We start from the raw sequence: 13,662 nt of genomic DNA on the forward strand, positions 1-13,662 counted from the left end.
AGGGGAAGGCTCGGGCGGCGTCAGAGATGATCAGCGTCGACCACTGCCTTCGTGAACGCCTGCGGTGCTTCCTGTGGCAGGTTGTGGCCGATGCCGCCGCTGATCAGGCGGTATTCGTACTTGCCGCTGAAGCGCTTGCGGTAGGCCTCCGCTGGCGGATGCGGTGCGCCATTGGCGTCGCCTTCCATGGTGATGGTCGGCACGCTGATCGCCGGGAATGTGGCCAGCTTCTTTTCCAGCGTCGCGTACTTCGCCTCGCCCCTGGCCAGATCCAGCCGCCAGCGGTAATTGTGGATCACGATGGCGACGTGGTCGGGGTTGTCCATCGCCACGGCGCTGCGTTCGAAGGTGGCGTCGTCGAATTTCCATTGCGGCGAGGCCAGCTGCCAGATCAGCCTGGCGAAGTCGTGGCGGTTCTTTGCATAACCGATGCGGCCGCGCTCGGTCGCGAAGTAATACTGGTACCACCACTGCAGCTCGGCCTTGGGCGGCAGCGGCTGCTTGCCGGATTCCTGGCTGCCGATCAGGTAGCCGCTCACCGACACCAGCGACGTCACCCGCTGCGGCCATAAGGCTGCGACGATGTCGGCCGAACGAGCACCCCAGTCGAAGCCGGCCAGTTCGGCGCGCTCGATTTTCAGCGCATCCATAAAGTCGATGACATCCTGCGCCAGCGCGGCAGGCTCGGCATTGCGCTTGGTCTTCGCCGACAGGAACCGCGTGCCGCCATAGCCGCGCGCGTACGGCACCAGCACGCGGTAGCCCTTCGCCGCCAGCGCCGGAGCCACCTCGGCGAAGCTGTCGATGTCGTACGGCCAGCCATGCAGCAGGATCACCACCGGGCCGTTGACCGGCCCGAGCTCGGCATAGGCCACGTCCAGCACACCGGCCTTGACGTGCTTCAACGGTCCCAGCGTCGCGTGCGCCGTGGCAACCGGCGCGGGCACGGGCTGGATCGGCTGCGCATCGGCCGAACCGGCCAGGCCCAGCTGCGTGATCGCCAGCGCCAGCAGCGAGGTACTGAGGAAGCGGCGACGGATGGACCGGCTCGGTCCGTTCAACATGTTCAAGTTCATGACAGTCTCCGTGCAGGCGCGTGCCTGCGGTTCGGGTTCAAGTGGGGAAACAGGCAACGCTCAGTGCGGGGCGCGTCGTTGCTGGCTGGCGCGCCAGGCCAGCAGGCCTGCCTGGATGATGAAAAACACGCCGCCGCCGGTGGCGTAGACCGACAACACGGCCAGCGACGGCTGCTCGCCGAGCGCACGGGCGACGTACGACGTCCCGACCAGGAAAGACAGGCCGCCGGCAATCAGCATCGGCCACTGCCTGCCCAGTTCGCGTCCGCGCCGGCGCAGGCCAAGCACCAGCTGCGCCGCCCCGGCGATCACCGCCCACGCGCCGAACAGCGCCAGCGCCTGCGCCACGCCGAGCGTTCCCGCCACGCCCATGCCGATCGCGGCGAGCGTGCTCAGCACCGCGTTGAAGGCGGTGATCCGACGCTCCGCGTCGCGCGGCATGTTGCAGTAGTCGATCAGCGACGAGACCGCGTCGATCAGCGGATACGTCACCAGCAGCGCGATCGCCAGCGCATCGAGCGGGTCATGTCCCTTGGCAAACGCTGCCGCCCACAGCACGGCCAGCACGCCGCGGACCAGGTACAGCCGCAACAGGGAGGACCGGTTCGCCGGGCGCGGACGCGTCGGCGCTACGAGGACGGCACGTTTCAAGGTGGTAGTCGTGGTCATGGTTCGCTCCATGGCGAAGTGGAGAATGGACAAGCGCAGCCAGGGGCCGCACCTGCCTCCGTGGTCAGCCGGCCGGCGCGGCCGTCACGTCCTCGGCGTTCTTGCGCAGCGGACGGAACGCCTCGCGCAATTCCTCGCTGAACTCCTGCGGCTGCTCCCACGCGGCGAAATGGCCACCCTTGGCCGCTTCGTGGAAGTAGTACAGCGACGGATACGCCTGGCTGGTCCAGCTCTTCGGCGCGCGGTAGATCTCGCCGGGAAACACCGTCACCGCCACCGGCACCTTGATGGTGGCGGTCTTCTGCGCCTCGGCGCTGAAGTTGTTGTTGTTGTTTTCCCAGTAGAAGCGCGACGACGCGGCGCCGGTGTTGGTGACCCAGTACAGGGTCAGGTCGTCGAGGATCTGGTCGCGGCTGAGCACGCGCTCGGGGTGGCCGTCGCTGTCGATCCACTCGGCGATCTTCTCGTAGGTGAAGGAGGCCAGGGCGGCGGGCGAATCGGACAGCGCATAGCCGATGGTCTGCGGCCGCGTCACCATCATCGCGCCGTACGCCGCGTTGCGGCCGAAGAAGGTGCTGAGCTGGTTGTACGCGCGACGTTCGTCGGCGGAAAGATTCGCCGGCGCCGGCGCGTCGGTGTTGATGCCGGTCACCAGGTTCGCCGGTATCGTCGCCGGCATGTTGAGGTGGATGCCGAGCAGGCCCTTCGGCGCCTGGCGTGCCAGCGCATCGGAAATCACCGAGCCGTGGTCGCCACCCTGCGACACGTAATGCGTGTAGCCCAGGCGCTTCATCAGCACGTCCCACGCCCTCGCCACGCGGTCGGGATTCCAGCCAAGCTCGGTCGGCTTGCCCGAAAAGCCGTAGCCGGGGATCGCCGGGATCACCACGTCGAACGCATCCGTGGCACGGCCGCCGTGGGCCACCGGATCGGTCAGCGGCCCGATCGTGTTGATGAACTCCAGCGGCGAACCCGGCCAGCCGTGGGTGAGGATCAGCGGCATCGCATTCGGTTCGCGCGAACGCACGTGGACGAACTGGATGTCGACACCGTCGATCGTGGTGACGAATTCGGGCAGTGCATTCAACTTCGCCTCCACCTTGCGCCAGTCATAACCGTTGCCCCAGTACTTAAGCAGCGCCTGCATCGTCGCCAGCTGCACACCTTGCGAGGCGTCGCTCACGGTTTCCTTGTCGGGCCAACGTGTAGCAGCGATGCGCTTGCGCAGGTCGGCCAGCTCGGACTCCGGCACGTGGATTCGGAAAGGACGAATGCTCGTGTCGCCCTTGCCGGCAGTCGATCGCGCACCGGCGACCGAAGCGGCCTGGGCGAAATGGCAAGGCACCGACAAGACGACAGCACTCGCCATGACCAGGAACGAGGCGACGATGGGGCGCCGACGGGGCAACGAAGGGGATGCAGACATGACCGATCTCCGGGGACGGGAGCACCGCAGCGAGCGATGCGAAACGGTGAGCTGCCGAGCGGCAACTCGCAGAACCGATCACACCAGAAGACCCGGAGACGCACGATTGCACGATGGTGTCGGTCGATACCTTGGTATCGGTGGCTGTGCGCAAGGCTACCCTGAGACTGCCGCGAATTCGCCGATCTTCCCTGCCATGACGCTGGCATGGAGACATTCAGGCGTGTCCGCACTCGCGGATGCGGACACGCGCAACAGCGCCTCGCAAGGAAACGCAGCTTGCAGTGGCGTCGAGCGGCGCGCTTATCCGAGGAACGACATCAGGCGAGCGTGAGGCGCCCGCCTGCTCATTCGGCTAGCGGAGACATGGCCGCTATGAGGCGCCGGTGTCTGTATCCGGCAATGCGGAGGCAAGTTGCTTCCTCAGTGTCTGCAGATTGTTCACCGCTTGCTCAAGCATGGCCGTCATCTGACTGACCACATGCAGGAATTCCCGCGGACGCACCGTATCGGTACGCAAGTCGGCCACCGTGTCGACCAGACCGGTCCCGCTCATCAGCAGCTCCGTGTCTTCGGACATCGTGGTAACGACGTCGCGCTGGCTCGCATAGGCCACGGCGTACCGTTGCAAGCGGCCCGGATCGATCCACCCGGCCGACTGATTGGCGACCATCACGTCCCATGCCTCATGGCGCAACGTGGGAAACATGAGTTTCAGGTCGAAATGTTGCCTGGTCTGCTCCAGGACGCGCTGCGCGATCAGGTCATCGGAGGTGTGCATCTTCAGCTCCCGGGTCACCTCATCCCGGATGCCCCGCAGTCGCACCATCTGCGCCAGGTCGTGTTGAAGATCGGTATCGCATTCCGCGAGGTTCGCGCGGATTTCCGCTTCGATCTGGGTACTGGCCTCGGCCGCTGCATGACGGTGATGCGCATGTTCGATCCAGGCTTCCAGCCCCAGCGCCGTGAGGATGCTCAGCACGATCATCAGATAATGCTTGGCGAAATCCTTGAGTGAATGGAGGCGTACTTTCAACACTTCGAGGTGCATGGCGGACTCCGCTGAATGACGTTTTGAATTGCCATCGGCGATATTAATGGGGGCGGAGGTTCCTGGCAGGCTCAAACAACGGCGCCTGGCCTTGGCAGCCACCTCACGTTCTTCCAGACATGGCATGTGGTGAACGCAGCGCGCCTGCAAGGCGCGCAGGTCTTGATCACCGCCAGTCGCCCAGGAGCATTCGTGCCGGCCTTCTGATGATCCGCAAGGGCAGCGCTCGCTGGCCGTTCACGCCAGGTAGCCGCCGTCGACCGTCAGTGCCGCGCCGGTGATGTAACTGGCCTCGGGGCGGGCCAGGTAGGCGACCAGGCTGGCCACTTCATCACCACTGCCCATGCGTCCCAGCGCCATCATCGGCCGCAGCCGTTCGCGCACGGCTTCGTCGCTGACGATGTCGGTTTCGGTGGGGCCGGGCTGCACCACGTTGACGGTGATGCCGCGTGGCCCGAGGTCGCGGGCCATGCCGCGGGTGAGGCCGGCGACCGCCGCCTTGCTCATGCTGTACGCCGACGAGCCCGCAAAGCCGGTGCGGTCCGCCGCCACGCTTCCGGTGGTGATGATCCGCCCACCCTCACCCATGTGGGCCAGCGCCGCCTGCACCGCCACGAACACAGCGCGCACGTTCACTGCCACGATGCGGTCGAAATCGGCCAGCGCGTAGTTGTCGACGCTGCCGTTGCTGATGATGCCCGCGTTGTTGACCAGGATGTCCAGACGGCCAAACCGCTGCGCCGCCTGTGCCACCGCCGCTTCGACTTCGGCAGGCTCGGCGCTATCCGCCTTGATCGCAACGGCGGTGCCACCGTTCGCTGCGATGCCGGCAACGATTTCTTCGGCGGCCGCCGGTGAAGCCGCGTAGGTGAAGGCAACCGCAACGCCTTCGCTGGCGAGCCGGCGCACGATGGCCGCGCCAATGCCACGGGAGCCGCCGGTGACCAGCGCGGCCTTGCCGGCGAGACTGTTGGTGTCGTTCATGAGCGTGCTCTCTCTGGAAAGTCAGGGGAGCGATCAGACCAGAGCGATCACGGCCGCGCGATCGCACGATGGTGTCGGTCGACCTTGCGCCACGCCTACCTGGAGCGGGCGCACGCTACACGAAGCGAGCCTCCATCGACGCGCCCTTCCGGACGGCCCCGCTCGGGGCCACCGAACCGGCACGCCGCCAACCGACACCAAAGTATGATGGGCAGGCGCCGGTGACTGGCGCATCCTGCTGCCACGACGACGCCAAGCGAGGGCCGGTATGGAGAACGAATTCAGCCGCGCCGTCGATGTGATTCCGGGACTTGTCTGGATCGCGCGTCCCGACGGGCAGGTCGACCACGTCAACCGGGGCTGGTGCGAATACACCGGCGGCACGCCTGGCGATGCCGCCGGCCAGGGCTGGCTCGATGCCATCCATCCCGACGACCTGCCCGAGCTGCGTGAGCACTGGCATGTCATCGTGGCGTCGCGGCAACCCGTGGACATGGCGGCACGCCTGCGGCGTTTCGATGGCGCCTGGCACCACTTCGTCTTGCGGGTCAGCCCCGTAACCGACGACACCGGCAAGCTGACCCATTGGCTCGGCATGGCCTGTGACATCGAAGATCACCGGCACACGACCGGCGTAGCCTTGAGCTTCGTCGGCGATTTCGCGGCAATGGCCGATGTCATCCCCGCCTCCGTGCTGCTCATGACGCCTGACGGAGAGATCGAGTATTCCAATCGCCGGTCGCAGGAATTTCGCGGCGCGACACTGGAGCAGCAGCGAGGCTGGAAGTCGGCCGATCTGATTCACCCGGACGATCTGCCTGCCGTGGTTGCCGCCTGGGAACGCTGCGTCGAGACCGGCGACCTGTTCGAGATGGAATTTCGCTCACGCCGCGCCGATGGCGTCTATCGCTGGTTCCACGTGTTCAGCCAGCCGATGCGGGGTGCCGCAGGCCGCATCGAGCGCTGGTGCACGCTGGACGTGGACATCGACGACCAGAAGCGCGGCGAGGCCTTGCTGGCAAGCACGCTGGATGAGCTGGCGGATTCGGAAAACCACATGCGCGCGCTGATCGACACGGTGCCGGGTTTCGTGTGGCGGGCCAAGCCGACCGGCGAGGTGGAATTCATCAACCAGCGCTGGTGCGACTACACCGGCCTCAGCCTGCAGCAGTCGCTGGGCCATGGCTGGACGTCGCGGATTCATCCGGAGGATGCCCTCCCGCTGGGCAACTACTGGCAAGCGCTGCTTGATGCCGGCAAACCCGGATCATTCGAAGCCAGGCTGCGCCACCTCGACGGCAGCTATCGCTGGTTTCTGATCCGCGCCGTGCCGCTGCTGGACGCCGCCGGCCGTGTCGTCAACTGGTACGGGCAAAACACCGAGATCAACGATCGCAAGCGGGCCGAGATGCTGCTCGCGGGCGAGAAACACCTGCTGGGGCTGATGGCTGGCGGCGCACCGCTGTCGCAGGTGCTCGCATCGCTTTGCAAGCTGGTGCAGGCGAGCCTGGATGACGCACTTTGCAGCGTGGTGCTGGTCGACCCCCGGCGCACGCGCTCGGTGCAGGAAACATCGCGGCGCCTGCGCCTGCAGCCAGGCGCCGCCCCGGATGTGCCCGCCGACCTGCTGGAAGACACCGATGGCCGACCGCTGGAGTCCGATGCCAGTCCCCTCGCGCTGGCGGCGACGCGCGACGTGCCGGTGTTCGTGGCGAACGTGGCCGAAGAAGCCCGTTGGGAGGCGTGGCAGTCAACCGCGTTCGCGCACGGCATCCGCGCCCATTTGTCGACGCCGGTCAAGTCCAGCACCGGTGACGTGATGGGCGTGCTGTCGATCCTGTTCCGCGAACCCAGGGCACCGGAGCCGTCGCACCACAACCTGATCGCACAGTTCACGCAGTTGGCCAGCATCGCGATCGAACGCTCCCGCAGCGAGGCCGCGCTGCGGCAGAGCGAAGCGTTTCTGGCCAGGACCCAGCGACTCACCCTGACCGGCACGGTTGCCTGGCGGGTGGCTACCGACGAAATCCTCTGGTCGGAAGAGTTGTATCGCATCTACGAATTCGATCCCGGCGTGACGCTGACACACGACCTGATCAACACCCGCATCCACCCGGAAGACATTCCCGCCCACGATGAAATGCTGCGGCGGCAACGCTACGAGGCCAGGGATTTCGAAAGCGAGCACCGATTGCTCATGCCCGACGGGAAGGTGAAGTTCCTGCACCTTGTCGCCCACATGACGCGCGACGAGGACGGTGGACTGGAATACATCTCCGCCGTGCAGGACATTACCCACCGCAGGCTGGCGGAAGAAGCCCTGGGCAAGGCGCGCACCGAACTTGCCCACGTGGCGCGCGTGGCCACGCTCGGCGCCCTGACCGCGTCGATCGCGCACGAGGTGAACCAGCCACTGGCCGGCATCATCACCAACGCCAATACCTGCCTGCGCATGCTCGGCGCCGATCCGCCCAATGTCGATGGCGCACGCGAAACCGCGCGCCGCACGATCCGCGACGGCAACCGCGCCTCCGACGTGATCAAGCGGTTGCGCGCGCTGTTCGCCAAGAAGGACATGACGACCGAACGCGTCGACCTCAACGAGGCCGCGCGCGAGGTGATCGCGATGCTGCTGGGCGAACTGCAACGTGGCGGCGTGATCCTGCATCCGGATTTCGACGACGACCTTCCCCCTATCCGCGGCGACCGGGTGCAACTGCAGCAGGTCATCCTCAACCTGGTGATGAATGCCAGCGACGCAATGAGCGAGGTGGCGGATCGACCGCGGCAGATGCGGATCAGCACCTCGCGCGACGATGGCGCGCGGGTTCGCCTGACCGTGAGCGACAGCGGCATCGGGTTCGACCCGCACGATGCGGAACGGCTGTTCCAGGCGTTCTACACCACCAAGAGCACGGGCATGGGCATGGGTTTGTCAGTCAGCCGTTCGATCATCGAAGGCCACGACGGCCGTCTCTGGGCCACACCCAATGACGGCTGCGGTGCGAGCTTTGCGTTTTCCCTGCCCCAGCTGGCCGCCAGCGAGCTCGATGCGCCGGAGGCAGACCACGTTCACCCGGAAAGCAACGTCGATCCGGATCACGTCATGGAGCGTTCTTGATGGGCCTGCCGTTACTCGTGTCGGTGGTGGATGACGACGAGTCCGTGCGCGAGTCACTGCCGGACCTGCTGCGTGAGTTCGGCTTCGCGGTCGAGGCGTTCGCGTCGGCCGAGGCGTTTCTCGCCTCGGGCCACGTCGGGACGACCCGCTGCCTGATCCTGGACATCGCGATGCCGGGCATGTCCGGGCCGGACCTGCAGCTTGAACTGATCCGGCGCGGTCACGCGATTCCGATCATCTTCATCACGGCGCACGGCGACGCCGCCGACCGGCCACGGCTGATTCGCCAGGGCGCGGTGGACTGCCTGTTCAAACCGTTCAGCGAGGCGGCCCTGCTGCGGGCACTCGGCGCCGCTCTGCCGCTGAACTGACAAACATTCGACGCCAGCGGGAGGTCGTGGCATGTTCAACGCAGACTTTGCACCCATCGACGAATCGAGGTTTTCAGCGATGCCTTCGGCCCTGCCCATCGTCTTCGTGGTGGACGACGACATCTCGGTGCGCGAATCGCTGGAGCTGATGATCCGCTCCGCCGGATGGCTACCCGAGCTGTTCGACTCCGCGCAGGCCTTCCTGGCCCGGCCGCGGCCCACGGCGCCCAGCTGCCTCGTGCTGGACGTGAACCTGCCGGACCTCAACGGGCTGGACCTGCAGACGTCGATCGGCACCGACCGGCCCGAGATGCCGATCATCTTCATCACCGGCTACGGCGACATCCCGCTCACCGTGCGCGCGATGAAGGCCGGCGCCGCCGAGTTCCTGACCAAGCCGTTCGAGGACGACGTGCTGTTGCTCGCCATGGCCGACGCGCTGGAGCGCAGCCGCGAAGCGCTGGTGCGGGAGCAAGGCCTGCACGGGCTGCGCGACGCCCATGCCTCACTGACGCCGCGCGAGCGCGAAGTGCTCGCGATGGTGGTGGCCGGTCGCTTGAACAAGCAGATCGCCGCCGACCTGGGCATCAGCGAGATCACGGTGAAGGCGCACCGCGGCAAGGTGATGCGCAAGATGCATGCGCGCTCGCTGCCGGATCTGGTGAAGATGGCGGCGCAGCTTCCAGCCGTCCCGGCTGCGCACGACTGAAGTCTGCTTCGTCGCACCCGACGGGTGACGAACCGGGGCCATCAGGAAACTTCAACTTGCCGGCGCGGTCATCCTCCTGACCACGGGCGTTCGCCCCGCATCGCCCTGCACCCGGAACACCCGACTGGAGATCTGCATGCACAGGCTCGTCCGCTTTCTGACCCGCAACCGGGGCTTCATCACCTTCATGCTGTGCATGGTCGTTTTCCGCAGCGCGGTGGCCGACTGGAACGTGGTGCCGACCGGCTCGATGCAGCCGACCATCCGTATCGGCGACCGCATCCTGGTCGACAAGCTGGCCTATGACCTGCGCCTGCCGCTGACCCACGTCTCGCTGCGCCACCTGGCCGATCCACAACGCGGCGACATCGTGGTGCTGGATTCGCCGGCCGCGCGCGAGCGCCTGGTGAAACGCGTGATCGGCCTGCCCGGCGATGAAGTGGCGATGCGCAGCAACGTGCTCTTCATCAACGGTCATGCGGCTGGCTATGCGGCGAGCCACGAGCAGGGCATCCACGACGACCTGTGCGATCCCGCGCATTACGAAACCGAACGCTACGGCGCGCTGCGCCACGCGATCCGCCTGTCCAACGGTCACCCCAGCCCGCTCAGCAACTTCGGCCCGACCAGGGTTCCGCCCGGCCAGTACCTGCTGCTGGGCGACGACCGCGACAACAGCATGGACTCGCGCTACTTCGGCTTCTTCGCCCGCAGCGAGATCGTCGGCCGTGCGCACCACGTCCTCGTCTCGCTGGACCCGCAACAGCATTACCTGCCGCGCGGAGACCGCTTCGGCGCCGCGCTGCACTGAGACCGCGGTGACGCCGGCCTGACCAGTCCTGGCTGTTCGCCGTGCAGCTACACTGGCGCGCTTCGGCTTCCACGGTTTCCGTATGCAGGCTTGGGTGATCATCTACGCCAGTGCCGCCGCCCAGGCGGTGCTGCTCGCACTGGCGCTGTGGCGGCGCCCGGCCAATGCTGCCGCCAACCGCGTCCTGTCCGCATGGACCGGCTTGGTCGGCGTGGACCTGGCGGTCAAGGCCGTCCATCTGGCCGCAGGCGATGATCGCTGGTCGCTGGCTTACGCGGTCGTCAGCCTGTTTCCGTTCCTGCACGCCAGCCTGTTCTATGTCTACGTGCGTGCACTCACCACCGGCAGTCGCCTGCGCATGCGCGACCTGGTGCATTTCGCCGGCTTCGCGCTGGCGCTGGTGGTGGCCTGGCCGCGGCTTGCCGGCAACGCCGGTTGGGAAGGACCCGGAGCGTGGTTCACGCTGTTCCTGTTCGGCTATGCATTGGCCTACGTCGCCGCGGCCCTGGTGCGGATCGCCCGGTTCCGGCAGGAATTGCGCGCGCGGCGTGCCGACGCCGACCGCCAGTCGCTGCAATGGCTCGGCGCGATGGCGTTCTCGCAGGCATTGATCTGGTGCATCGCCGCCTTGCGGGAAATCGCGCACATTCCGTTCGTGGATTACCACCTGATCTACGGTGCCGTGGCCTTGTGGATCTTCGTGATCGGCTGGTTCAGCCTGGCGCAGCCGCAGGTGCCGGCCCAGCCGATGACCGGTGCCGGACACGATGCAGCGACGCCCGACGAAAGCGGCGTGCCGCCCGATCGCTCGCGCGACGAGGCGGAAGACGACCCGCGCTTTCCCGAAGTCGAGGTCCGGCTCACCCGACTGATGAGCGGCGAACAGCTCTACCGCGAGCCGGCCTTGACGATCGGCCAGCTGGCGCGACGCAGCGGTTACCCGGAGTACCTGGTATCGGTGGTGATCAACCGCCGCTTCGGCGCCACTTTCTGGGACTACGTCAACCGCCTGCGCATCGACGCGATGCGCGACCATCTGGCCGATCCGGGCGAGACGCGTACGATCCTGGACCTCGCCTACGCCTGCGGATTCACCTCGAAATCGACCTTCAACGCGGCGTTCAAGCGCCAGTTGGGCGAAACGCCCAGCGACTACCGCCGGCGGCACGCGCGCGACGCCACGAAGGCCAGCGCAGGATGATTTCGCACACGGCAAGGTTGAGCAGCCAGGACGCCCACGCCATCGTGATGTAGACCGCGAGGAACGGCAGGTGCAGCACGCCCGCGCCCACGCCGAGTCCCACCCTCAGCGTGACGGCAGCGAAGGTCAACGCCACGCTGCGGCACATCCAGCGCCGGTGGCCGGCGGTGTCGCCCGCGATCGCCAGCACCACGCCGCGCAAGGTGAAAACCGGCCACAGCAGCGCCAGCAGGGCGAAGCCGACGCCGCTGGCCGCGCCGCCTTGCGCATGGAACGCCAGCGACAGTCCCGACGGCGCACCGATCAGGATCGCGGCCACGTACAACCAGCCCGCGGTGCGATGCAGCGCCGGCAGGCGTCGGCGCACGCCGGCACTGAGCTGCAACGGCGCCAGCAGTAACGCCAGCCCGGCCAGGAACATGTGCAGCGGCACGTCCCATCCGGAAATCGCGAACTGGGCGGCGAATGGATTGCCGGCCGCGTGGCTGCGATAGAGATAGCCGAAGGCGTAGACGGCGACCGCCACCGACGTGAGCGCGAACAGAAGCCGGGCGGTCCAGCGAACGAGAGACAGCAGAAGGGACATGGTGGTCTACCTGGGCGGAATGCGAACTCCAGCCTCGCTCCACCGGGGCGTTCGGTCGCCCGAGACCGTCGGACCGGACGTCCGACCCGGCCGGATCGGACGTCCCGCACGCCGCAAGTGCAGGATCGACCTATCGCCCGGCGGTGGGCCGGTTCCCGCGCGGCTCTTCCCGGGACAGCCAGGCGAGGAAGTCGGCGCACATTGGCGCGCCCAGTTTGTGGCCGGCCGGATAGAGCTTCGTCTCGTGGGCGACGCCAAGGCGGGTCAGCCAGTCATCGCTGCGCTGTGCCCAGCTCACCGGGAGTTTGTCGTCGTGCGTGCCATGCGCGATGTAGCCCCGCAAGGCGGACAGATGTTCCGGGCTCGCCAACAGCGGCTCGAGCTCCGGCAGGATGCGCCCGGCCAGCACGGCGAATGCGGTGACGCGTTCGGGCGCGGTCAACGCCACGCTGGCGCTGAGGATGCCGCCCTGGCTGAAGCCGGCCACCACGGTATGCGCCGCGTCGATGCCGTGAGCCTGCTGCAGTTGTCCGATGAAGTCGATCAGGCTGCGACGGCTGGCGTCGGCTTCGCTTGCCACGATCTGCGGACCGTTGCCGCTGAAGGCCACGCGGAACCAGCCGAAGGCCGTCGGGCCCAGCGTGATCGGGCCGCGCGGCAAGACCACCAGCGTGTTGCTTTCGACCTCGGCGCCGAGCGCGGCGAGGTTGGTTTCGTTGCCACCCACGCCATGCAGCAGCACCAGCAGCGACGACGGCTTGTCCGGCGGCGGCTGCAAGGTGCGGAAGGCCAGCGCAAAGGCCGAGTCGTTCGACGGTGCTGACAAGGTCTTCATGCTGATTTCTCCGGCGCGGCCTGCGCGATGTGGGGCAGACCGAACGCAAACGAATCCATCGACAGTACGCCGTGGGTCATGCCGCCCTCGACCAATTGCGCCGTGTCCGTCGCGGAGCTTGCGCCCACGGCCACCAGCAGCGGCAGGTAGTGTTCCTCGGTCGGATGCGCACGCTCGCCGTGCGGGGCGCGACGACGGTAGTCGAGCAGCGCTTCGACATCGCGCGCGGCTATCGCGTCGCGAACCCAGTCGACGAATTGCTGGGCGTATTCCGGGTCGCGGATGTGCTGGCGGAATTCGTACAGGTTGTGGGTGAGGCTGCCGGAGCCGACCACCAGCACGCCACGCTCGCGCAGCGGCGCCAGCGCCTGGCCCAGTCGCAAGGCGCCGGCCGCATCGATGCCCTGCGGCAGCGACACCTGGAATACCGGCACGTCGGCGTCGGGGAACAGATAGCGCATCGGCACCCACGCGCCGTGATCGAGGCCGCGGCGTTCGTCGAGGGTCGCTTCAAAACCGGCCGACGCGAGCAGGCGCGCCGCGTCCTGCGCCAGCGCCGGTGCACCCGGCGCGGGGTAATGCAGCTGGTACAGCGGCTCGGGGAAGCCGCCGAAGTCGTGGATCGTTTCCGGCGCGGCGCTGCTGCCGATGCGCACGCCGCGCGTCTGCCAGTGCGGCGACACCACCAGCACGGCGGTGATGCCGCTCAACGACTGGCCGATGGCGCGCAGGTTCGGGCCCAGCAGGCCCGGTTCCAGTGCGAACATCGGCGAACCGTGGGAGATGAAGAGCGAAGGGGCGGTGGTCATGGCAATTCCTGCT

At 67.1% G+C, this 13,662-nt stretch carries 13 protein-coding genes; 5 read left to right on the plus strand and 8 right to left on the minus strand.

Translation table 11 applies throughout. The features are described 5' to 3' along the window. Positions 1–20 precede the first annotated feature (20 nt). The 5 genes from ASD55_RS14655 to ASD55_RS14675 form a co-directional block, all read right to left on the minus strand. Positions 21–1,076 carry an alpha/beta hydrolase gene (locus ASD55_RS14655; protein ID WP_056767190.1) on the minus strand — a complete coding sequence of 352 codons (1,056 nt, stop codon included), beginning with the start codon at positions 1,074–1,076 and terminating at the stop codon, positions 21–23. A gap of 60 nt (positions 1,077–1,136) precedes the next feature. Beyond that, positions 1,137–1,745 carry a hypothetical protein gene (locus ASD55_RS14660; protein WP_056767193.1) on the minus strand — a complete coding sequence of 203 codons (609 nt, stop codon included), beginning with the start codon at positions 1,743–1,745 and terminating at the stop codon, positions 1,137–1,139. Between the two features lie 64 nt (positions 1,746–1,809). Beyond that, a complete protein-coding gene (locus tag ASD55_RS14665) occupies positions 1,810–3,171 on the minus strand; it encodes an epoxide hydrolase (RefSeq protein WP_056767196.1) in 1,362 nt (453 codons plus the stop codon). Positions 3,172–3,544: 373 nt separating this feature from the next. After that, positions 3,545–4,222 (minus strand): hypothetical protein, encoded by a 678-nt coding sequence (locus ASD55_RS14670; protein ID WP_056767199.1) that lies wholly within the window; start codon positions 4,220–4,222, stop codon positions 3,545–3,547. Between the two features lie 237 nt (positions 4,223–4,459). Further along, positions 4,460–5,206, minus strand: a complete 747-nt coding sequence (locus ASD55_RS14675) for a 3-oxoacyl-ACP reductase family protein (RefSeq protein ID WP_056717006.1) — start codon at positions 5,204–5,206, stop codon at positions 4,460–4,462. Between the two features lie 268 nt (positions 5,207–5,474). On the opposite strand from ASD55_RS14675, the gene ASD55_RS14680 reads away from it, so the two are divergent. The 5 genes from ASD55_RS14680 (at position 5,475) to ASD55_RS14700 (ending at position 11,419) form a co-directional block, all read left to right on the plus strand. Beyond that, positions 5,475–8,327 carry a PAS domain-containing protein gene (locus ASD55_RS14680; protein WP_056717004.1) on the plus strand — a complete coding sequence of 951 codons (2,853 nt, stop codon included), beginning with the start codon at positions 5,475–5,477 and terminating at the stop codon, positions 8,325–8,327. Beyond that, a complete protein-coding gene (locus ASD55_RS14685; RefSeq protein WP_056717001.1) occupies positions 8,327–8,698 on the plus strand; it encodes a response regulator in 372 nt (123 codons plus the stop codon). The genes ASD55_RS14680 and ASD55_RS14685 overlap by 1 nt, the downstream gene beginning before the upstream one ends. Positions 8,699–8,729: 31 nt before the next feature. Further along, positions 8,730–9,407 carry a response regulator gene (locus ASD55_RS14690; protein WP_235577835.1) on the plus strand — a complete coding sequence of 226 codons (678 nt, stop codon included), beginning with the start codon at positions 8,730–8,732 and terminating at the stop codon, positions 9,405–9,407. Positions 9,408–9,543: 136 nt separating this feature from the next. Further along, positions 9,544–10,218 carry a signal peptidase I gene (lepB, locus tag ASD55_RS14695; protein ID WP_056767205.1) on the plus strand — a complete coding sequence of 225 codons (675 nt, stop codon included), beginning with the start codon at positions 9,544–9,546 and terminating at the stop codon, positions 10,216–10,218. A gap of 82 nt (positions 10,219–10,300) precedes the next feature. Beyond that, positions 10,301–11,419 carry an AraC family transcriptional regulator gene (locus tag ASD55_RS14700; protein ID WP_056767207.1) on the plus strand — a complete coding sequence of 373 codons (1,119 nt, stop codon included), beginning with the start codon at positions 10,301–10,303 and terminating at the stop codon, positions 11,417–11,419. Here the strand turns inward: ASD55_RS14700 and ASD55_RS14705 are convergent. The 3 genes from ASD55_RS14705 to ASD55_RS14715 form a co-directional block, all read right to left on the minus strand. Beyond that, on the minus strand, positions 11,340–12,005 hold the full coding sequence (locus tag ASD55_RS14705) for a DUF2306 domain-containing protein (RefSeq protein ID WP_056767210.1): 666 nt from the start codon (positions 12,003–12,005) through the stop codon (positions 11,340–11,342). The two genes, ASD55_RS14700 and ASD55_RS14705, sit on opposite strands and share 80 nt — an antisense overlap. Before the next feature lie 130 nt (positions 12,006–12,135). After that, a complete protein-coding gene (locus ASD55_RS14710; protein WP_056767213.1) occupies positions 12,136–12,840 on the minus strand; it encodes an alpha/beta fold hydrolase in 705 nt (234 codons plus the stop codon). Beyond that, the gene (locus ASD55_RS14715; RefSeq protein WP_056767215.1) at positions 12,837–13,649 is read right to left on the minus strand and encodes a class III extradiol ring-cleavage dioxygenase; all 813 of its coding nucleotides are present in this window, start codon (positions 13,647–13,649) and stop codon (positions 12,837–12,839) included. The genes ASD55_RS14710 and ASD55_RS14715 overlap by 4 nt, the downstream gene beginning before the upstream one ends. Positions 13,650–13,662: the final 13 nt, after the last annotated feature.

This window comes from Rhodanobacter sp. Root561, assembly GCF_001427365.1.
GTDB lineage: Bacteria > Pseudomonadota > Gammaproteobacteria > Xanthomonadales > Rhodanobacteraceae > Rhodanobacter.

What these genes read in the sequence shown, in the direction of transcription:
- ASD55_RS14655 (WP_056767190.1), bottom strand. Translation starts at nt 1,076, where the DNA reads ATGAACTTGAACATGTTGAACGGACCGAGCCGGTCCATCCGTCGCCGC.
- ASD55_RS14660 (WP_056767193.1), bottom strand. Translation starts at nt 1,745, where the DNA reads ATGACCACGACTACCACCTTGAAACGTGCCGTCCTCGTAGCGCCGACG.
- ASD55_RS14665 (WP_056767196.1), bottom strand. Translation starts at nt 3,171, where the DNA reads ATGTCTGCATCCCCTTCGTTGCCCCGTCGGCGCCCCATCGTCGCCTCG.
- ASD55_RS14670 (WP_056767199.1), bottom strand. Translation starts at nt 4,222, where the DNA reads ATGCACCTCGAAGTGTTGAAAGTACGCCTCCATTCACTCAAGGATTTC.
- ASD55_RS14675 (WP_056717006.1), bottom strand. Translation starts at nt 5,206, where the DNA reads ATGAACGACACCAACAGTCTCGCCGGCAAGGCCGCGCTGGTCACCGGC.
- ASD55_RS14680 (WP_056717004.1), top strand. Translation starts at nt 5,475, where the DNA reads ATGGAGAACGAATTCAGCCGCGCCGTCGATGTGATTCCGGGACTTGTC.
- ASD55_RS14685 (WP_056717001.1), top strand. Translation starts at nt 8,327, where the DNA reads ATGGGCCTGCCGTTACTCGTGTCGGTGGTGGATGACGACGAGTCCGTG.
- ASD55_RS14690 (WP_235577835.1), top strand. Translation starts at nt 8,730, where the DNA reads ATGTTCAACGCAGACTTTGCACCCATCGACGAATCGAGGTTTTCAGCG.
- lepB (WP_056767205.1), top strand. Translation starts at nt 9,544, where the DNA reads ATGCACAGGCTCGTCCGCTTTCTGACCCGCAACCGGGGCTTCATCACC.
- ASD55_RS14700 (WP_056767207.1), top strand. Translation starts at nt 10,301, where the DNA reads ATGCAGGCTTGGGTGATCATCTACGCCAGTGCCGCCGCCCAGGCGGTG.
- ASD55_RS14705 (WP_056767210.1), bottom strand. Translation starts at nt 12,005, where the DNA reads ATGTCCCTTCTGCTGTCTCTCGTTCGCTGGACCGCCCGGCTTCTGTTC.
- ASD55_RS14710 (WP_056767213.1), bottom strand. Translation starts at nt 12,840, where the DNA reads ATGAAGACCTTGTCAGCACCGTCGAACGACTCGGCCTTTGCGCTGGCC.
- ASD55_RS14715 (WP_056767215.1), bottom strand. Translation starts at nt 13,649, where the DNA reads ATGACCACCGCCCCTTCGCTCTTCATCTCCCACGGTTCGCCGATGTTC.